Below are 18,087 nucleotides of genomic sequence, written 5' to 3'. Positions count from 1 at the left end.
TCTCTTTTTTATAAATTATCCAGTTTCAGCGATTCTAAACAAGCCGCTTCCGCTTTTAAATTAAAATACTTGTTCTACTTCGATAACGCCTGGTACTTCTTCAAGTAGTGCGCGTTCGATACCAGCTTTTAATGTGATTGTAGAACTTGGGCAGCTACCGCATGCACCCATAAGACGCAGTTTTACAATACCCTCTTCAATATCTACTAACTCAACGTCACCGCCATCACGAAGTAAGAACGGGCGTAATTTATCTAATACTTCTAGTACTTGTTCTTGCATATTTGGGTTTTCCATTTTTATCGACTCCTTTCATCCATTTTATTATAATCAAGATACAGGGGAAAATCTATTTTTTCTGTTCTTGTTTTATTGTCGAAATATTGTATCATGTTTACAACGTGTTTTTTCAGTATAGGGACAAGAAATGAACTTGTAAAGGGATGTGCTTATAAGATAAGGCGTCTAGATGTACTGTTAGAACAGGGAAATGGGGGAAAAGTAATGGTAAATGTTCAAGTATATGGGGCGAAAGTAATTTGTGCGAGCTGCGTTGGAATGCCGTCTTCGACTGAAACATTTGAATGGCTACAAGCGGCGATTGGCCGCAAATATGAAGGACAAGATGATAAATTCAAGTTTGAATACATTGATATTCAGGAAGAGCAAGAAGATGCTGAGAAGCAAGCTTTTGCAGAGCGTGTAATTGAGGAGGATTTATTTTATCCAGTTGTTCTTGTAAACGGAGAGATTGTTGGAGAAGGAAATCCTCGTTTGAAGGACGTATACGAAGAAATCGAGAAATATTTATAATATAAAAGCCTTTGTGATGAGTGAAACATTCCAAAGGCTTTTCTTATATGTGGATTGTTTCATTTAGGAGGGAATATGTAGTGAAACATGAGTTGCCAGAAGAAATACAGAGTTTGATGGAGCAATATGTGAATGGATTGCAAGCCGTTTTTTCGAATGAAAAGTTAATTGGTGTATATGTATACGGTTCAATTGCTTTAGGTGCGTTTCATTTAGATACAAGCGATGTTGATTTTGTAACGGTAACGAGAGAAGAGATTAGTGCAGCTGAGAAAATACAAATAATGAATCTACATAAGAGACTTAACAATCATACTTTAGGAAGACGAATGGATGGTATGTATATTCCGCTTGCTAATTTAGGAAAACAAAATCAGGAGATGCCGCAATATGTATATTGTGCTGATGGGAAGATTAACGTAGGTCACTGGGATGTGAATGCTGTGACATGGTGGACACTGAAGAACCGTGGAATTACTGTGATCGGAGAAGAAGTAAGTGAGCTTCCCTTTGAGGCTCCATGGAGTAAAGTTGTAGAGACAATGAAATATAACGTGGAACAATACTGGAGTAAAAAAGCAGCGAGGCCATACTTATTTCTTATTGAAGAGTGGGTGGAATCGGCTGTTGTAACGATGGGACGTATTTTGTATACGTTAGAGCATGAAACGGTTGTCTCGAAGGATGAAGGATTACAATATATGATGGAATCGTCCTCTGGAAAATGGGAGCCTTTGTTACAAGAGGTAGAGCGGATACGCCATAATAAGGGAGCAAAACGAACGATGTCCATTTGGAATCGGGCAGGTATGACGAAGAGGTATTTGCTTAGTGGGATTGAGGAGTGCCGGAAGAAGTGGGAAGGATAAAAAAGCAGAAGAGTATCAAATTTATATTGAGGAAAATGCGTGGTATTAATCGTAAAAACTCTAAATGAAACTCCATGAAGTGAAAAGTTAATCAGTGGGGGCTTCATCCTTCACTGATTATTAGCCTTCACCAATCGGGGGCTTACTGCCCTCGAATAGCGGGATAAAATATTATGACCTCTGTAGTAGCACTATAGAGGTCGGTTTGTAGATAAAGGGATTTGTTAGTTCTTAACGTACACGCTACTTAGCTACTCATTATTATGCTGTGGAACTATTCTCATCTTTACGTACTTCAAAAAATTCATTTTTGCACAAGTATTTAAAAATCCTTTGTGTGACTTGTTCTTCTTGATCTAATAAGAAGCGATGATCAAAAGCATAGAAGGATTGTCCCTGAATTAATTTAACATAATACATCACATACACCTCCGTTATAGAACGATACAAATCTAAAGATTCATTACTATGTTATCCATAAATTGGATTGAGATACCAAAAAGGAGATATTTAATATAAAAAGAGTTCACAATAGGATGTGAACTCTTTTTATATTAAATATTTTTCCAGCGCTCTAGTTTATGTATACTTCTTGTAAAGAATTTAGATAAAAATCTAGGGAAACCAAATGAAACAATTTTATTTTCAACAAGCTGTTTCATCTCATCTACTGTGATATGTGGGAGAGTGAATTCTCCATTTTTATAACAATGACTGCAATAAGTCGTACTTTTTTCTCCATTTTTTTCTGTTCCGCCACCTTTTTCATCTTTTGAAAATGGCATGCCACAGCTTTGGCAGTTTTTATGTTTTTTCATGAAATTCGCCTCTATGTTATATGTATAGTCTTAATGATTATAGTATGGTTCCTTAAGTAGCACAATTAGCATTTAAGACTCCATCTGTTTCAACTGACATCGCTTATTAAAAAATGTCTTATACCCAAGCTGTAAAAAGATGATGACAGAAAACGCTGTACTTCCGGAAATACCAAGTATAATAGCAATTTGATATTGAATAGCGGTAAACGGTGAAATCCCTGATAAAATTTGTCCTGTCATCATACCTGGGAGGCTAATAATTCCCATGCCTACCATGGAATTAATGGTTGGCAGAATAGCTGAATCAAAAGCGTCTCTAACAAGCGGAGCGGCTGCTTGCTTTGGATTTGCCCCAAGCATAAGTGCGCCTTCAATTTGCTCACGCCTTGATTTCATGTTGTTTAAGAAGGTATTTGCACCGAGAGATATACCAGTCATAGCGTTTCCGATAAGCATTCCGGCGATTGGAACGATATACTGCGGAGCATACCAAGGGTCGTGTCCAATAATGACAAAGATAAATAATAAGAGCGGCCCGATTGATCCCGCAATCATCGAGAGTGCAGCCACACGTTTTAACTCTTTTGACATAGGTATATTTACTCGTTTATAAATGTTAAAAATAGCGAATGTGGTAATAGAAGTAATAATAGCGATTGTATAAAATGGATTACTATTTTCAAATATGTATGTAAGTACGTATGCAACAAGTACAAGCTGGATTGTCATACGGAATGTAGCAATCGCAATTTGTTTTTCGCGCGGTATTCCTTTTAATTTTACAAGTCCGATTAAAACGATAATGAAAATATATGCTGCAGCAAGTTGCCAAATTTGTAGTTCAATAACGCCCTTCAAGTGCGTGCACTTCCCTTCTAATAGCACCTTTGGTTTTACTAATTTCAATAATGTCGTCTGCGATTTCTTCTGGGAGCCTTTGTGAATGGGTAATAAAGATAACTGTTTTCTTTTTTTGTTTCGCAATGGCAGTAAACTGTTTCATGACGCGCCTTTCTGTATCAGCATCTAATGCAGAAGTTGGCTCATCTAATAAATAAACGGGCGGGTCCATTAATAATACGCGTGCTAAGGAAAGTCTTTGTTTTTCGCCGCCAGATAATGAAGAGGCGACACTTGTTAAATCTTTTTCTAAGTTTACAATTGCTAGGGCTTCTTGTAATGATTCATCAGTTGGAAAAGGTTTCTCTGAAAAGCGAAGTCCCATTAGCAGATTATCTTTTACCGTTCCCTCAAATATGGGAGGCGTTTGTCCTAGCATAACAATTTCACGGCGTAATGGAATAGGTGGATAAGACGAAATAGGCGCCCCATTATATTCAATTTCGCCAGCTGTTGGTGATTGTAGATCATTGAGCATGCGAAGTAATGTACTTTTTCCGCTGCCGCTTTCACCGATAATGCAGGTGATATTTTCTTTGTGAATCTCTAAGTAAGGAATGTGTAAGATGTCTTTATATGTTACGTCTTTTAATAGAAACATAATTTTCTCCTTTCTGGTTCTATATAAATCCATTTTGATTTTCCAGCATATAAATCGCGGCTATGGAAACAAAAGCGGATTTCCACTCGTTTGCTCACTTTGTTTTAACATGGTATGGAGCAGGGAAAGGCCATGACCGCTTCTATGCAGGGCCGGATGAAAAGGAAAGGCTTTATGTCGGTTTTTCAATTTGTCTTTATATATTCATATCGTATCAAAAAAGGAGAGAAATAGAAAAAAACAAGAGCAATCCGCTCTTGTTCTTCTGCTTAGCCATTATGATATTTATACATCCAAAGAATACCGGACTTTAAAAGTCTAGGTACACGTCCCATTAATGGTTGATTTGCTAATAATCCAAATCCGTGTTTCTTACCAAGAGAACCGAGAACACCTTTTAATTTAATAACAGGTAGTTCATCAGGAAGTGTTTCATTATTCCAGCGTTTCAATAATATTTGGACAATTTGCTCGCCTTGTCCTTCGGCAAGTTGGGCAGATGGTGCATGTGGTAAGGATGCGCAATCACCTACGACATAAACATGCTCATTATTCGGAATATTATGATATTTTGTTAATATAACCCGTCCGCTACTATCTTGCTCGACTGGAAGGTTTCGTACAACTTCGTTTGCTTGAATACCAGCTGTCCATACGATTGCATCACATTCAAGCGGTTCGTCATGGTTGTACACAATATTTGGTTCTACCTTCGTAATGTTAGAGTTTCGTATAATTGTAACATTATGTTTTACGAACCACTCTTCTACATATCTACTTAATTTTTCTGGAAACGGGAATAGAATCCGATCTTTTCGATCAAATAAGTAGATCTTTAAATCAGAACGGCTTTCCCGAAGTTCACTTGCTACTTCAACGCCGCTTAAACCAGCACCGACAACTGCAACCGTTGCGTTTGGTTCTAAACTGTTTAATTGTTCATATGTTTTACGAGTTTGTTCAATGGATTGTAGGCTATGTGTATTTTCCTTTGCACCTGGAACGTTATGATACTTGTCTTCACAGCCAAGTCCAATAATTAAATCATCATACTGGATTTCTTCACCACTATCGAGATGAACGGCTTTGTTTTCGAGGTCAACATTCGTCACAGTGCCATATTGAATGTTGAGGCGCGGATGTTCTGGAAACGGAATGCGAATATGCGTTTCTGAAATTGTACCCGCTACTAATGCATAATATTCTGTTTTAAAACAGTGGTATGGTACTTTGTCGATTAATGTCACTTGGACATCATCTGGAAGTTGATTGTTTGGAAGAAGCCGCTGTAGAATTCTCATCCCGCCGTAGCCTCCACCTAGTAGTACGAGGTGTTTCATGATGGATTACCCCTTTTCTGTTGAAATATCCCCTAATCATATAATTATATATTGAAAAAATATTTTGACTTTACTCACTCAAATTATATCGAATTTGTGAACAAATAACAATGCATGAATGTGTACTCTGTTGTACAATAAGAAGAAAAGTGAAGCAAACTGTTTCATTTTGTCAATTTGTTTGAAAAAAACATATTTATATAGAAATGGATTTTTGAATAAAAAAGGTCTTTTGCTTTGAAATGAAATAGTGAAGCAACTAAATATTTTAGCAAGTGTAATGAAAACAACAAGAAACAGCTTAGTTTTCTTATTATAGATTTATTTTTTAGAGATACAGGGGGGATAGTTTTGATTAAGCCATTAATTGAATTTTGTGTAGGTAACCTTGCAAGTGGTTCACAAGCAGCGCTAGAAAAATTAGAAAAAGATCCGAATTTAGATGTTATGGAGTATGGTTGTCTAGGATATTGTGGTATTTGTTTTGAAGGGCCTTTTGCACTTGTAAACGGAGAAGTCGTACAAGGTGCAACGGTAGAAGAGCTTGTGAAAAACGTATATGATTACTTAGATGAAAATCCAATGTTTTAAGGTGTCTGCAAATAAGCAGCACCTTTTTCATTTGTCATCTGTTCCAACAGAGTAAAAATTCTTTCGGAGGAAATCCTAACAAAGAATTGGAATCTTTGAGGTGACAGAATGGATATTATTTGGGGACTAGCTGGAATTATCGTTATTATTCTTATTGGATATTTACTTTCAAATAATAGAAGAGTGATTTCACCGCTTGCTTTTGTTATTGGTGTACCGTGGACAGAAGCTATTACAGCTGGAAGTTTTATTGGAGAAAAGTTAATTTTAAATGAGTTTGTAGCATTTACTGAATTTGCTCCTCATATGAGAAAACTTTCAGAGAAAACAACAGCGATGATTATATTTGCACTTTGCGGATTTTCCAATTTATCTTCAGTTGCCATTTTACTTGGAGGATTAGGTGGAATGGCGCCGACGCGTCGCAGTGATATTGCAAAGTTTGGAGTGAAATCGATTATTGCCGAGACACTTGCTAACTTGTTAAGTGCCGCAATTGCTGGGATGTTTGTATGAAATAAAAAAAAGGCCCTTTGTTAGAAGGGCTTTTTTCTTACACAACTTGTGTAAGAACGACTTCTATAGGGAAGCCGCCAAAATGTTGTCAAATATGAGAAACGGGGGACGTTCTTATTGTGTTCCAAAAGCATGCATTTTATACTTAAAACAACAAATTTTTTTTGGAGTGAATGAGGATGAACCAATTTTCTTTTACAAAAATGCATGGTCTTGGAAATAGTTATATATATGTAAATATGTTTGAAGAACAAATTCCAGAGGAAGAACTAGCTCTTGTGGCGGAAAAAGTTTCGAATATTAACACTGGAATTGGGGCAGATGGGATGATTTTAATTTGTCCATCTGAAGTAGCACCGGTTAAAATGCGCATGTTTAATAATGATGGTTCAGAAGGAAAGAGTTGCGGGAATGGACTGCGCTGCGTAGCGAAATATGCGTATGAGCATAAACTAGTAGAAGAAACTGTTTTTACTATTGAAACATTAGCTGGAATTGTAACAGCTGAGGTAACGGTAGAAGACGATATCGTTACATTGGTGAAAGTTGATATGGGAGCACCTCGTTTAACGCGTGCAGAGTTACCAATGCTTGGTGAAGGAGAAACACCATTTATTCGTGAAGACTTCCTATATAATAATCATCGTTATATATTTACAGGTGTGTCAATGGGAAATCCGCATGCGGTCATTTTTGTTGATGATGTGGAAGAAGCACCGCTTACAACACTAGGACCGGTACTTGAGACTCATGAAATGTTCCCAGAACGAGTGAATGTGGAATTCATTGAAATTGTGAATGACAATGAAATGAATTTCCGCGTTTGGGAACGTGGATCAGGTGTAACGCAGGCTTGTGGAACAGGAGCATGTGCAGCAGTTGTGGCAGCAGTATTAAATGAAAAAATGAAGCGCGGTGAAGAAATTACGGTTCATTTAGCAGGCGGCGATTTAATGATTGCTTGGACAGAAGAAGGGAACGTTATGATGAAAGGTCCAGCGGAAGTAATTTGCCGCGGAGTGTATGAGTACAAGATAGAAGCGTAAAGATGTATAATAGAACGAGAGAAGAAAGGAAGGTGGATTTCATGATTGATGTAACAGAACAAGCAGCATATCAAATTAAAGATATGTTAAAAGATGCTGAAGATGGAGAGAAATACGTTCGCCTTGCTGTACATGGCGGTGGATGTAGCGGTCTTTCTTACGGCTTAGGATTTGAAAGAGAACCAAATGAAGACGACACAGTTCTTGAGTTTTTCGGTGTTGAATTTGTTATTGATAAAGAAAGTGCTCCCATTGTAAAAGGAGTAAAAATTGATTACAAGCAATCTATGCTTGGCGGCGGGTTCACAATCGATAACCCGAATGCAATCGCATCGTGCGGATGTGGATCATCTTTCCGTACAGCGACGAATGCTGGTAAGCCGGAAGAGTGCTAAAAATAACCTTCTCACGAATAAGTGAGAAGGTTATTTTTTATTATCTTACAAAAGTGTAATGTTCATGTCACGTTTTTGAATTTCTCCTCAAATGAAAAAGGACTATGATAATAACATAATAAAAAACATATGAGGTGAATGATGTGAAACGATATATTGCACTTTTTAGTATTTTAGTTGTATTTGCTACGATGTTAGTTGGTTGTAACTTGAACCGTCTCGGAACAGATAAATATTATGTCCAAATTAAAGCTGATGGAAAAGAAACAATTTCAAAATCAGATTCTGGCGAGAAATTTAAAATATTTGAGTATAAATTACCAGGATTCGATGAAGACGGTGAAGAAAAAACAATGGAATTTACAGCGAACAAAAATCTTCGTAAAGACGCATTCTTACGCGTATATTATTCTGAGGAAAAAGGCGTGAAATCCTGGGAAGAAGTGAAGAAAGACGAGCTTCCTGCAAAAGTGAAAGAAAAATTAGGTATGAAATAAAGGAGTTGACCTTGTAGGTCAACTCCTTTATTTGTTTTCAAAATCCTCTTCTGAAATTACCGTAAAACCGTGTCTTCGAAATAAAGCTGTTGTTACGCCATAACCATCTTGTTTGTTTCCGTTAAATTCTCCCGTATAAATCGTAGAACTTCCGCAAGACGGACTTCGTTCTTTCAAAATGATGTATTCCGGATTCAAATTTTTTATTTCTTCCAAGGCTTTATAAGCTCCTTGTACAAAAGCTTCTGTTACATCGTTTCCGTCTTTATCCATTACCTTTGCTTTGCCATCTAGTACATCGTCTCCATTACCGCCGATGATTTCCGCTGATGGGCGCGGGGTTGGTAATCCACCTAATACTTCTGGGCAGATTAACACAGCTTCTTCGTTTTGTAATAACGCTTCTATCTTTGAGATTAGATTGTCATTTCCATCGTAACGACAGGCAATACCGCCTAAACAAGCACTAATTACAATCATATTTTTCTACCTCAGTTCATTAAAAATTGATGAAATCAACGCCAATTTTGCTTTTAAGTTTCTATTTATATACGAGGTGATAAAAATGGGAACTTTCTATAATTTAATGAAAACATACAGCGAATTTCAAAGTAAAGAAGAATTTAATACGTATCAACAGCAAATTTTTGTACGTTATCAAGCTGATATAAATAAAACGGATTTTTTAGTGATTCGTTTGTTAGGAAGATATGCGATTAATGAAAAGCAAAAAACAGTTGGAGTTGCTTGTCCGTTAATGGCAACGATCGCAGCTAAGATAGGAAAAAGCATTCGTACGGTGCGGCGCTCTGTTGCGAAACTGGAGGAACTTGGGATTATTGAGCGGATTCCTACGAAAGAAAGACATAAGCGCGGAGGATATAGTGCAAACTTGTATGTGTTTCGTAAAACTGCTATTGACCGCATGGATGACCGTATGGAAATGACCGCATGTGAAAAGAGAGCAAGTGTAGATGGATGTAAGAAGGAAGATATGCGGGAAGAAAGGGAAACAGTTCTTTTTAAAAACTATTCTCAAATACAAAAGAATAGAATAACGTATGAGCTTGATGAAACATATTGTCGTCATGATATTCCAGCTGAATTCATACATGCGATTGTACCGATGTCACGAAATCCACAAATGATTAATGTGCTTTGGAGTAAGGTGGAACTTGCTTATAAAAAGAGTGGATTATTAGAACAAGGTGTATTTTTGGAACAGTTAATGAATGATGAAGACATGCAGGCAAAGCTCATTTGGCGTGTGAAAAGTGTCGTCAGGGCGTATAAGTTAGGAGAAATTCGTAAAGATGTTAAGGCTCTTTTATATAGTACGATGCGAGATCTATTTCTAGATATTGAGTTAGAGTGGGGAGCAGCAATAAGAAGAAGCACCAAGGTGAATTTATTTGATCCATTTAAAAAAGAGTCATGCGTATAATACATGACTCTTCCTGATCAATCGAATTTTCGAACAACAGGAACGCGAATCGCAATAAATAATACAAAGACAATAACTGCGATGGCTCCGCTTTTCATAATTGTCACAATCGGAATGCCAGCAGCAAGTGCGAGTGATGTGAATGCATAGGAAAGCGGGATGAAGCCCATGGATGACAGCATCAGTAAGCTCATGACGCGTCCCATCATTTCTTCTTTGACAGTAGATTGAATCATTGCCATTAATGGAACGATAGCCATGGCAATGGTAATGCCGTAAAATGCGCCTGCTAATAATGCTTGCCAAAGTGCTGTACTGAAGTTAATCGATAAGAAGAAAATACCAGATAATAGCATCATAATGATGCAGAATAAACCGCGTCGTCGACTGATGTTTTTCAGGCCAACGATGACAGCTCCGATTCCCATACCGGCTCCAACAGCTGCTTCTAAATAACTAAATTGAAGCGAGTCACCATGAAGAACGTTTTTGATAAATAATGGGAAACCAACTTGCATCGGACCGATTAAAAATAAATTTAAAAAGGCGCTGCAAATAAGGAATGTTGAAAGAAAAGGTGATTCTTTTACGTACAAAATACCTTCTTTAATAGAGGTAAACATCCCTTTGTTTTTATCGTGTTCGATTTGCAATGTAGACTGGATTTTTTGGACGAGTATGGCGGCGACAATTAGTAAAAGAATTGTAATCGTAAAGATTGTCTCATAGTTACTAAATTTAATAAGGATTCCCCCAAGTACAGGTCCTAAAATTACGGATGCTTGGTTTGTCATTTGTGTAAGTGAATTTGCTTGTGTTAAACGGTCTTTTTCTACGAGCTCAGGTAAAATGGAACCATCTGCTGACCAGAAGAAGGCGTCCGCTAATCCGAAAAATAAAGCAAACAAAGCAAATGTATATAATGTTACATGACCGACGATAAACCAAACAAGAATCGTTGCGACAAGAAGTGCACGAATGATATTTGAGTAAAACATAATATTTTTTTTCGGAAATTTATCTGCGACGGCCCCGCCGACAATCATAAAGATAAGCCTTGGGACGCTAAGTGCAACAAAAACAACGCCTAGTGAAGCTTCGAGATTTAATGTTTTCGCTATGTACCATGTTTGGGAAAAAGTAAAAAAAGCTAAAGCAAAGCTTGAAAACAGTGTAGCTGCCCAGAGAAATAGGAAGTTTGTGTTTTTTAACAAAGGTGTTCTGCTTTCTGCTGGAGCAGATTTGTTTTGTTGTAGTTCCTCCATATTGCTTCCTTTCTATATAACAATTTTGAATGGATATAAAATCCTGTTAACACTCGTTCTATACAGTTTCTAATATTTCTATACTGCACTTTTTCATTGTAGACAATAATATTACATTTGCCCAGTGTATTTTTTAAGGAAAAAAAGAGGGGAGTCATCTTACAGTAGAAAACATAAAAAAAACCATCAGACGTTCTCTTCGCTTGGAGTGTTTGATGGTTGTTCATGTTAGGATTTCATGACTTGAATTCCTTTTACGATATTCCAAATAAAGAAGTATAGGCTAATAATACCACAAATGCATAAAGTAATAATCGCACCGATGCCAAGTGTCACATCAGGTTGATTGGAACCAAGTCCCATAATTCCTACTACAATCATTCCTACAAAGGCTGCGATACTTGGAATAATATGTGTCCATAGCGCTCGCTTTGCATGGGATTTCGTTTCATCTTCACCTATAATCCAAACAATAATTGGGAATAAAATAGGAGCAAAGAAAACACTCCAGTATGAAAAAGCAGATAATAATTTATTTCCGTTCATATATATCACCTCATGAAATAGTGTTTGTTGTTATACCTTTAGTATGGGGTAGAATGCAGTAAAGTACTATCGATTCATCTTACAAAAACCTCACAGTTTTGTAAGGTTTGGAGAAATTGAATGTAATGAAATGATAAATATGGATTGCATTATAAAATGTAGTATAGTAAAAAAACAGCGAAGATTCGCTGTTTCTTTTGAGGTAAAGAGTGTAATACATGAAATGGATTAAGCGAGTGCGATATAAATATCAACCTGCGCATCATTTGGATCAATAGCTCGTTCATCGTATAGTTCAAAGTCTATTGTGAAAGCGCGTTTGTTTTCTCTTGACCAGTTCCAAATGTCTTGCCATGCTTCTACGACAACTTCTGATACGGGGCCTTTGCGAGTTGTAAAGACCGCATATGTTTGAGCAGGTATGGTGAGAGATGTCATATTTTCAGGGATTGTGTCTAGTGAAGAGACTGACATACCAATTGTATATGTATAAGCTCCAGTTTCATCGGACTCATAATTTGAATACAATGCTAGTGTTGTTTGTGTATGTTTGTTAGGAATTTGGTTCATGATTTGATTTTGATAGTAGTGGTTCCATAGCCCTGGAATCTTTCCCTCATTGGACATTTCAATTTCATTTTTCGTTGTAGCGGAGATGCCAATTGCTTGGAAAGCTTCTTTTTTAATAATCTTTGGTTGAATCATGTTTTATACTCCCCTTCCTGAATAAGAACAAATGTTCTTATTAAATTGTACCATAATTATACAAATAAAGGGAAGAGGGAGTTTTGCTGGTGATACCCATTAGAAGTTTGTTTGCTCTATACTGGTTACCCAAACTTTATAAACGAATGAATCTTTTATTAAACATGTTTTTGTGTGAACTATAAAACGACTTAATCATCCTTACGATCTCTAGAGATTTAGATAATCTTGGGGAGGAGTTATTGTATTAAAAAAGACCCCTTCATATGAAAGGAGCCTGCTTCATTTATGATTTAAAACATACTAGAACTATGCATTGGTTGCAGTTTTGCATTTGGATCGAAGTAAGCTTTTGCATTGTTTACTGCTGTTGGTGCTTCACCGAAGCCGCATGCAATCAGTTTTACTTTTCCTTCATATGTACAAATGTCACCAGCTGCGTAAATACCAGGGATGTTTGTTTCCATTTTAGAGTTTACAACGATGCTGTTCTTTTGAATGTCTAAGCCCCAGTTTTTAATTGGACCAAGAGAAGAAACAAAGCCGTAGTTTACGATGACATCATCAACGTCGATGACAACTTTTTCTTCTGTTTTTACATGTTGCAATACAACTTGTTCAATTTTATCTTCGCCAATTAATTCAACCGGAACGTAAGGTGTTTTTACGTCTGCACGGGAGTTCATTAAGTTTTCTACGCTGTGCTCATGAGCGCGGAATTTATCACGGCGATGAATGATTGTTACTTGTTCAGCAATTGGTTCCAACATCATTGTCCAGTCCACTGCAGAGTCGCCGCCGCCAAATACAACGACGCGTTTTCCAGCGAATTTGTTCATATCATCAACGAAATAGTGTAAATTTTTCTTCTCGAATTTTTCTACACCCTCTAATTCCAAACGGCGTGGTTGGAAAGCGCCATTACCAGCTGTAATAATGACAGACTTAGAATAGTGCGTTTCTTTATTTGTTACAAGCTTAAATACGCCATCAGCTTGCTTTTCAAGTGTATCAACTGCTTCTTCTAAGCAAACAGTCGGTTCAAACTTTTTCATTTGTTCTTTTAAATTATCAACAAGTTCTTGCGCGCGTACTTTCGGGAATCCGGCTACGTCGTAAATATATTTTTCAGGGTATAGTGCGGATAATTGTCCTCCAAGCTGCGGTAAGCTTTCAATAATTTTTACACTGGCCTGTCTCATTCCGCCATAAAACGCTGTGAATAACCCTGTTGGACCTCCACCGATAATCGTTATGTCGTAAACTTTTTGATTTTCTGTCACTATTTATTCCCCCTATAGATGGAATTTTGATATTGATTCCATATATTGTTCATATGTATACGGAAATCCTGCAAACAAGATTGCACTTTACAATAAAAATGATAACATATTTCAGTTTATAATACTGCAAGAAATGACTGAATTATATGCAAGCTTTTGCATAGATAGGATGAAAATGTATAAAATATACCAAATAGGAAAATCGATGAAAAAAAGGCTAAAAAACCCTTGAAAACGCTATGTTATTTTAAAATATTGATAATTCCCTAGGCGCTTGAATTATGACATAAAACCGACTAATATAGGAAAGTATTATGTTAATTTTTTATGACAAATTTCGTAAGATTTTTTGAATACGTTTTGTTATGCTTGAGAATGTGAGGAATTCCACATTCTTGACAAAGTAAGTGTTTAGTACTTTGGTCTTGTTTTTTATTACTATTATATAAAGAAAAGGGTTGTGATTGAGTGAAAACTCCAAAAATCGTAGTTTTAGGTGCAGGTTATGGCGGGATGATTACGACTGTTCGTCTGCAAAAAACATTATCTGTAAGTGAAGCTGAAATTACGTTAGTAAACAACAACAGCTATCACTACCAAGCAACTTGGTTACATGAAAGTGCAGCTGGTACATTACATCATGATAAAATCCGTCTGGACATTCAAGACGTTATTGATACAAATAAAGTAAACTTTGTACAAGATACAGTTGTAGAAATTAAAGCAGCTGAAAAACGCGTTATCTTAAAAAATGCTGAGTTAGAGTATGATTACTTAGTAATCGGTCTTGGTTTTGAGTCAGAAACATTTGGTATTAAAGGATTGAAAGAGCATGCATTCTCTATTACTAACATTAATGCAACTCGCCAAATTCGTGAGCATATGGAATACAAGTTCTCTCAATATGCGACTGAAAAACGTGATGAGTTAGTAACAATTGTTGTTGGTGGCGCAGGATTTACAGGTATCGAGTATGTAGGTGAGCTTGCAAATCGTATTCCTGAACTTTGCAAAGAGTATGATGTTCCACGTGAAAAAGCACGTATCATCTGTGTAGAAGCTGCTCCATCGGCACTTCCTGGTTTCGATCCAGAATTAGTTGAGTACGCTGTAAAACAGTTAGAGAAAAAAGGTGTAGAATTCCGCATCGGTACAGCAATCAAAGAAGCAACTGAAGAAGGTATTCTAGTTGCGAACGGTGACGATGTAGAATTACTTAAGTCTGAAACTGTTGTTTGGGCTGCTGGTGTTCGCGGTAACGGTATTGTGGAAGAGTCTGGCTTTGAAGCAATGCGCGGACGTGTAAAAGTTGATGAGTATATGCATGCTCCAGGTCATGAAGATGTATTCATGGTTGGTGACGCAGCGTTAATCATCAATGAAGAGATTAATCGTCCATACCCACCAACAGCACAAATTGCAATTCAACAAGGTTACAACATTGCACACAACTTATCTGTATTAGTTCGTGGTAAAGGCGAAATGAAAAAGTTCGTATTTGATAATAAAGGATCTGTATGTTCATTAGGACATGACGATGCAATGGGCGTTGTTATGGGTAAAAAGTTAACAGGTTGGAAAGCTTCCTTCATGAAGAAAGTAATCGATAACCGTTACCTATTCCTACTTGGTGGACCTTTATTAGTTCTTAAAAAAGGTAAATTAAAGTTCTTTTAATATATAGTAGAAAAAAGCAGAAACGGCTATGAGTCGTTTCTGCTTTTTGTGTAATACAAGCTTTTCTTACACTTCTATTTCATCGTACATTCAGTGTATAAGTAGAAGTTCTTTTTGGGCGAAAAGCAACAAAAAACCAAATTACATTTGTGATGGATACTGCTGCGCAAAGAATGATGACTCCTAAGAAAGAGGAGGCGTTATAGTCACCTGTACGTATTATAATAGATACGACTACAAGTATCACAAGATGTACGAATATCCCCATACTGCAAAGAAAAGCCATGATGAATCGTATTGCCTTCACCCCTACGATATAAAGAAGTAGAGGTATGATATAAAATAGTAAAATCATGCCGATTGATTTCCACATGCCTAAAGAGTTAAAATTATTTGAATTAGGTCCTAAATCAGCAAGTGGTGAAAGTGAAATGGCAACTAAGACAGAGCAGAAGAGTAATGCGGAAACTAATGTTGCGAATACAATACTGGACTTTTGTGATTGATTTCTCATTTTACTTTTTACTCCTTTCGCAATAAATAGGTGTGATGTAGTATTCAAGGAAGAAATTTGCAGGAATTCGAGACCTTTCTACAGGAAAATAATACTCTATATTAACATTAAATCAAATATATGGAAATTTCAAATGAGATAAAAGAGTAGAAAGAAACGTAGTAACTGAGGAACAAGGAAGACTATATTATTCTCAATGAAAAATATAGTATAATACAAAGAAAAGAATGAATATTCTGTTCGTTTAGTTGGAAGGGGTTTTACATCATGGGGAAGCGTGGGAATGTTTGGTTAGCTGTAAGTGGACTTGTGGTTACAAAAGATGGCAGGTGGCTCTTTGTGAAGAAGAAATACAGCGGATTAAAAGGGAAATGGTCATTGCCAGCTGGTTTCGTAAATGAGGGAGAAACGATTGATCAAGCTGTTAAGCGTGAAATTTTAGAAGAGACAGGCATTGTTGCACATGTAAAAGGAGTGATTGGCATTCGTTCTGGTGTTATTCGTGATGAGATTAGCGATAATATGGTTATTTTTCTATTGGAACCAGAAGGGGAAGAGGTTATCGTTCAAGAGGATGAACTGTTTGAAGTAGCGTTTTTACATCCTAACGATATTGCGTACGATCAAAATACTTCTATATTAGTTCGATATTTACTAGAAGGTAATGTGGCACCGCTTCTTGAGATGGATACAACATTAAATCCAGGAGATCAATTTGGATATACATCGTATCATGTGTTTACGGCAAGGGATAAGAAATAGAAGGGGTGAGGAAAAGTGAGTATTCCAGTACTACTTATTTCAATGATGCTGTTTTTTATACTGTTCTTTGGAATTGGATTTTTACTTAACATGATTTTGCGTGCTACTTGGGTGATGGTTATCATTTATCCGATTGTTTGTATGCTTATCATTAATAAGGCAAGTGTTTGGGAATATTTTTCAAAACCGAAAGAAACGTTTTCCTCATTTGGAACAAGTGTCTCACATCTTGGACAAGCAGATCTCTTTATTTTATCAACTGGATTAATCGGGGCAATTTTATCCGGTGTTGTGATAAAGAAACTACGTCAAAGCGGGTATCAAATGTTTTAATCTCCAGCTTCCTGGGGATTATTTTTTTTGCATATTTCTACATCGTATGGGGAATGACTAACGATGAAGGAGTGTGGAATATTAAAATGTTAAAACGATATGGTATTCGCATTATGATGACTTGTTTACTTGTAGCAGCTTTATGTGTGACGTGGCAAGCATTCACGGGAGTCTCTTTAGTAGAGATTATAAAAACATATCAGGGAAGCGATGTAAAAGAAGTACATGCGGCAGAAGTAGAGCAACGAGTTGTTCCGAGTAAAGAAGTGATAAATGCTTTAGAACAGGGAAGAGACTGGTCTAAATACCGTGTAATGGAAATGACAGCAACTGGTTATACGTCAGGGATAGAATCAACTGGTAAAAGACCCGGACACCCAGAGTATGGCATTACATATTCAGGTGTAAAGGCAAAAAGGGATATATATTCTACAATCGCAGCGGATTTACGTGTGTTTCCGATTGGAACCATTCTTTTTGTACCAGGCTATGGGTATGGTGTGGTAGCGGATAAAGGTGGAGCCATAAAAGGAAATAGACTCGATTTATATTATGAAACTGTTGAAGATGTATATAGTGAGTGGGGCAAGAAAAAGGTAAATGTATATGTAGTGAAACTGGGTAACGGTAAGTTAACAGAAGAGCAGTTAACGCTGCTGAACCAAGATGAAACGCTGCAGGTATTTCGCAGCCAATATTTGAAACAGAGATAGTCTAGTGGGGTTAACGCTAGACTTTTTAATTTGTCCTGGTTCACAATATAAGAAAAATGGGGTGGGGAAGTGGAAGACTATCCGTTGGCATACTATGAGTTTTTTGTGAAATATAATGAAGAAGATTATTATACGTGTCACGACTTATTAGAAGAAATGTGGCTGGAAGAGCGGAGCAACTTATTTTTAAAAGGTTTATTACAAATGGTAGTTGCTCAGTATCATTATAGTTATGGAAATATAAAAGGGGCGCGAATGATGATGGAAGTGGCGGAGCAATATTTGACACCGTATTGCCCCTTGTATTGGAGCTTAGATGTAAACGAGGTCGTGGCATTTATTCAAAAGTGCCGGAAAGTAATACCTGAACAGATAGAGAAAGTCCCATATGAACAAGTGCATAATTTGCCGTCATTACCGGAGCTTATTCTATATATGAAGTGACATAAAAAAGTG

Annotated in this window: 24 protein-coding genes and 1 pseudogene; 13 read left to right on the top strand and 12 right to left on the bottom strand. The window is 36.8% G+C overall.

The window, feature by feature from the left end; translation table 11 throughout:
- Nucleotides 1-60: 60 nt before the first annotated feature.
- The gene (locus J4P91_RS20530) at nt 61-297 is read right to left on the bottom strand and encodes a NifU family protein (RefSeq protein WP_000431179.1); all 237 of its coding nucleotides are present in this window, start codon (nt 295-297) and stop codon (nt 61-63) included.
- A gap of 207 nt (nt 298-504) precedes the next feature.
- Here J4P91_RS20530 and J4P91_RS20525 point away from each other — a divergent pair, with 207 nt between their 5' ends.
- A complete protein-coding gene (locus J4P91_RS20525) occupies nt 505-813 on the top strand; it encodes a YuzD family protein (RefSeq protein ID WP_017150168.1) in 309 nt (102 codons plus the stop codon).
- 47 nt (nt 814-860) lie between these two features.
- Entirely contained in the window at nt 861-1,682 is an 822-nt protein-coding gene (locus J4P91_RS20520; protein WP_207995627.1) for a nucleotidyltransferase domain-containing protein, read from the top strand.
- 261 nt (nt 1,683-1,943) lie between these two features.
- Here J4P91_RS20520 and J4P91_RS20515 read toward each other — a convergent pair whose 3' ends face one another.
- From J4P91_RS20515 to J4P91_RS20495, 5 genes are all read right to left on the bottom strand, one after another.
- Nucleotides 1,944-2,102, bottom strand: a complete 159-nt coding sequence (locus J4P91_RS20515; protein ID WP_017150170.1) for a YqbF domain-containing protein — start codon at nt 2,100-2,102, stop codon at nt 1,944-1,946.
- 134 nt (nt 2,103-2,236) lie between these two features.
- A complete protein-coding gene (locus J4P91_RS20510; RefSeq protein ID WP_207995626.1) occupies nt 2,237-2,500 on the bottom strand; it encodes a zinc ribbon domain-containing protein in 264 nt (87 codons plus the stop codon).
- Between the two features lie 72 nt (nt 2,501-2,572).
- The gene (locus J4P91_RS20505; protein ID WP_207995625.1) at nt 2,573-3,361 is read right to left on the bottom strand and encodes an ABC transporter permease; all 789 of its coding nucleotides are present in this window, start codon (nt 3,359-3,361) and stop codon (nt 2,573-2,575) included.
- Nucleotides 3,345-4,004 (bottom strand): ABC transporter ATP-binding protein, encoded by a 660-nt coding sequence (locus J4P91_RS20500; protein ID WP_017150173.1) that lies wholly within the window; start codon nt 4,002-4,004, stop codon nt 3,345-3,347. The genes J4P91_RS20505 and J4P91_RS20500 overlap by 17 nt, the downstream gene beginning before the upstream one ends.
- 269 nt (nt 4,005-4,273) lie before the next feature.
- Complete coding sequence (locus tag J4P91_RS20495) at nt 4,274-5,344, bottom strand: NAD(P)/FAD-dependent oxidoreductase (protein WP_207995624.1); 1,071 nt, start codon at nt 5,342-5,344, stop codon at nt 4,274-4,276.
- 351 nt (nt 5,345-5,695) lie between these two features.
- On the opposite strand from J4P91_RS20495, the gene J4P91_RS20490 reads away from it, so the two are divergent.
- From J4P91_RS20490 to J4P91_RS20470, 5 genes and pseudogenes are all read left to right on the top strand, one after another.
- On the top strand, nt 5,696-5,935 hold the full coding sequence (locus J4P91_RS20490) for a YuzB family protein (RefSeq protein WP_017150175.1): 240 nt from the start codon (nt 5,696-5,698) through the stop codon (nt 5,933-5,935).
- A gap of 117 nt (nt 5,936-6,052) precedes the next feature.
- Nucleotides 6,053-6,451 (top strand): annotated as a pseudogene (locus J4P91_RS20485) (nucleoside transporter C-terminal domain-containing protein); the annotation flags it as partial.
- A 179-nt stretch (nt 6,452-6,630) separates the two neighbouring features.
- Nucleotides 6,631-7,497, top strand: coding sequence for a diaminopimelate epimerase (gene dapF / locus J4P91_RS20480; protein ID WP_207995623.1), 867 nt, complete (start codon nt 6,631-6,633; stop codon nt 7,495-7,497).
- Nucleotides 7,498-7,538: 41 nt separating this feature from the next.
- Nucleotides 7,539-7,892: a HesB/IscA family protein gene (locus J4P91_RS20475; protein ID WP_017150178.1), complete on the top strand. Its 354-nt coding sequence runs from the start codon at nt 7,539-7,541 to the stop codon at nt 7,890-7,892.
- A gap of 143 nt (nt 7,893-8,035) precedes the next feature.
- Nucleotides 8,036-8,389 carry a YxeA family protein gene (locus J4P91_RS20470; protein ID WP_207995622.1) on the top strand — a complete coding sequence of 118 codons (354 nt, stop codon included), beginning with the start codon at nt 8,036-8,038 and terminating at the stop codon, nt 8,387-8,389.
- Between the two features lie 27 nt (nt 8,390-8,416).
- Here J4P91_RS20470 and J4P91_RS20465 read toward each other — a convergent pair whose 3' ends face one another.
- Nucleotides 8,417-8,869: a 2-thiouracil desulfurase family protein gene (locus J4P91_RS20465; RefSeq protein ID WP_207995621.1), complete on the bottom strand. Its 453-nt coding sequence runs from the start codon at nt 8,867-8,869 to the stop codon at nt 8,417-8,419.
- 85 nt (nt 8,870-8,954) lie between these two features.
- Between J4P91_RS20465 and J4P91_RS20460 the strand changes: the two genes are divergently transcribed.
- On the top strand, nt 8,955-9,833 hold the full coding sequence (locus tag J4P91_RS20460; RefSeq protein WP_207995620.1) for a helix-turn-helix domain-containing protein: 879 nt from the start codon (nt 8,955-8,957) through the stop codon (nt 9,831-9,833).
- Nucleotides 9,834-9,850: 17 nt separating this feature from the next.
- Here the strand turns inward: J4P91_RS20460 and J4P91_RS20455 are convergent, their stop codons facing one another.
- The 4 genes from J4P91_RS20455 to J4P91_RS20440 all read right to left on the bottom strand — a co-directional run bounded on the left by J4P91_RS20455 (nt 9,851) and on the right by J4P91_RS20440 (nt 13,632).
- Complete coding sequence (locus J4P91_RS20455) at nt 9,851-11,098, bottom strand: MFS transporter (protein ID WP_207995619.1); 1,248 nt, start codon at nt 11,096-11,098, stop codon at nt 9,851-9,853.
- A gap of 228 nt (nt 11,099-11,326) precedes the next feature.
- Nucleotides 11,327-11,644 (bottom strand): magnetosome magnetite crystal formation protein family, encoded by a 318-nt coding sequence (locus J4P91_RS20450; protein WP_207995618.1) that lies wholly within the window; start codon nt 11,642-11,644, stop codon nt 11,327-11,329.
- Nucleotides 11,645-11,872: 228 nt separating this feature from the next.
- Entirely contained in the window at nt 11,873-12,349 is a 477-nt protein-coding gene (locus tag J4P91_RS20445; RefSeq protein ID WP_207995617.1) for a GyrI-like domain-containing protein, read from the bottom strand.
- Between the two features lie 293 nt (nt 12,350-12,642).
- Nucleotides 12,643-13,632, bottom strand: coding sequence for an NAD(P)/FAD-dependent oxidoreductase (locus tag J4P91_RS20440; RefSeq protein ID WP_207995616.1), 990 nt, complete (start codon nt 13,630-13,632; stop codon nt 12,643-12,645).
- 468 nt (nt 13,633-14,100) lie between these two features.
- Here J4P91_RS20440 and J4P91_RS20435 point away from each other — a divergent pair, with 468 nt between their 5' ends.
- Nucleotides 14,101-15,309 carry an NAD(P)/FAD-dependent oxidoreductase gene (locus tag J4P91_RS20435; RefSeq protein ID WP_207995615.1) on the top strand — a complete coding sequence of 403 codons (1,209 nt, stop codon included), beginning with the start codon at nt 14,101-14,103 and terminating at the stop codon, nt 15,307-15,309.
- Nucleotides 15,310-15,388: 79 nt separating this feature from the next.
- Here J4P91_RS20435 and J4P91_RS20430 read toward each other — a convergent pair whose 3' ends face one another.
- On the bottom strand, nt 15,389-15,823 hold the full coding sequence (locus J4P91_RS20430) for a DUF5391 family protein (RefSeq protein ID WP_207995614.1): 435 nt from the start codon (nt 15,821-15,823) through the stop codon (nt 15,389-15,391).
- Nucleotides 15,824-16,090: 267 nt separating this feature from the next.
- On the opposite strand from J4P91_RS20430, the gene J4P91_RS20425 reads away from it, so the two are divergent.
- The 4 genes from J4P91_RS20425 (at nt 16,091) to J4P91_RS20410 (ending at nt 18,075) form a co-directional block, all read left to right on the top strand.
- Nucleotides 16,091-16,585, top strand: coding sequence for an NUDIX hydrolase (locus J4P91_RS20425; protein ID WP_207995613.1), 495 nt, complete (start codon nt 16,091-16,093; stop codon nt 16,583-16,585).
- A gap of 15 nt (nt 16,586-16,600) precedes the next feature.
- Nucleotides 16,601-16,918 (top strand): YuiB family protein, encoded by a 318-nt coding sequence (locus J4P91_RS20420; RefSeq protein WP_207995612.1) that lies wholly within the window; start codon nt 16,601-16,603, stop codon nt 16,916-16,918.
- Nucleotides 16,919-17,004: 86 nt separating this feature from the next.
- Nucleotides 17,005-17,631: a 3D domain-containing protein gene (locus J4P91_RS20415; protein ID WP_207995664.1), complete on the top strand. Its 627-nt coding sequence runs from the start codon at nt 17,005-17,007 to the stop codon at nt 17,629-17,631.
- A gap of 69 nt (nt 17,632-17,700) precedes the next feature.
- A complete protein-coding gene (locus J4P91_RS20410; protein ID WP_017150191.1) occupies nt 17,701-18,075 on the top strand; it encodes a DUF309 domain-containing protein in 375 nt (124 codons plus the stop codon).
- Nucleotides 18,076-18,087: the final 12 nt, after the last annotated feature.

The sequence above is a fragment of the Bacillus sp. XF8 genome, from assembly GCF_017498755.1.
GTDB lineage: Bacteria > Bacillota > Bacilli > Bacillales > Bacillaceae_G > Bacillus_A > Bacillus_A bingmayongensis.
The sequence above is the reverse complement of the archived record's forward strand: the minus strand, read 5'-3'. Positions and strand labels throughout refer to the sequence as shown.

Excerpts from the sequence above, each read along its gene's own strand:
- J4P91_RS20415 (WP_207995664.1), top strand. The coding sequence starts at position 17,005 with ATGTTAAAACGATATGGTATTCGCATTATGATGACTTGTTTACTTGTA.
- J4P91_RS20500 (WP_017150173.1), bottom strand. The coding sequence starts at position 4,004 with ATGTTTCTATTAAAAGACGTAACATATAAAGACATCTTACACATTCCT.
- J4P91_RS20430 (WP_207995614.1), bottom strand. The coding sequence starts at position 15,823 with ATGAGAAATCAATCACAAAAGTCCAGTATTGTATTCGCAACATTAGTT.
- J4P91_RS20495 (WP_207995624.1), bottom strand. The coding sequence starts at position 5,344 with ATGAAACACCTCGTACTACTAGGTGGAGGCTACGGCGGGATGAGAATT.
- J4P91_RS20445 (WP_207995617.1), bottom strand. The coding sequence starts at position 12,349 with ATGATTCAACCAAAGATTATTAAAAAAGAAGCTTTCCAAGCAATTGGC.
- J4P91_RS20520 (WP_207995627.1), top strand. The coding sequence starts at position 861 with ATGTGGATTGTTTCATTTAGGAGGGAATATGTAGTGAAACATGAGTTG.
- J4P91_RS20450 (WP_207995618.1), bottom strand. The coding sequence starts at position 11,644 with ATGAACGGAAATAAATTATTATCTGCTTTTTCATACTGGAGTGTTTTC.
- J4P91_RS20530 (WP_000431179.1), bottom strand. The coding sequence starts at position 297 with ATGGAAAACCCAAATATGCAAGAACAAGTACTAGAAGTATTAGATAAA.
- J4P91_RS20475 (WP_017150178.1), top strand. The coding sequence starts at position 7,539 with ATGATTGATGTAACAGAACAAGCAGCATATCAAATTAAAGATATGTTA.
- J4P91_RS20455 (WP_207995619.1), bottom strand. The coding sequence starts at position 11,098 with ATGGAGGAACTACAACAAAACAAATCTGCTCCAGCAGAAAGCAGAACA.
- J4P91_RS20525 (WP_017150168.1), top strand. The coding sequence starts at position 505 with ATGGTAAATGTTCAAGTATATGGGGCGAAAGTAATTTGTGCGAGCTGC.
- J4P91_RS20465 (WP_207995621.1), bottom strand. The coding sequence starts at position 8,869 with ATGATTGTAATTAGTGCTTGTTTAGGCGGTATTGCCTGTCGTTACGAT.
- J4P91_RS20510 (WP_207995626.1), bottom strand. The coding sequence starts at position 2,500 with ATGAAAAAACATAAAAACTGCCAAAGCTGTGGCATGCCATTTTCAAAA.
- dapF (WP_207995623.1), top strand. The coding sequence starts at position 6,631 with ATGAACCAATTTTCTTTTACAAAAATGCATGGTCTTGGAAATAGTTAT.
- J4P91_RS20515 (WP_017150170.1), bottom strand. The coding sequence starts at position 2,102 with ATGTATTATGTTAAATTAATTCAGGGACAATCCTTCTATGCTTTTGAT.
- J4P91_RS20425 (WP_207995613.1), top strand. The coding sequence starts at position 16,091 with ATGGGGAAGCGTGGGAATGTTTGGTTAGCTGTAAGTGGACTTGTGGTT.
- J4P91_RS20460 (WP_207995620.1), top strand. The coding sequence starts at position 8,955 with ATGGGAACTTTCTATAATTTAATGAAAACATACAGCGAATTTCAAAGT.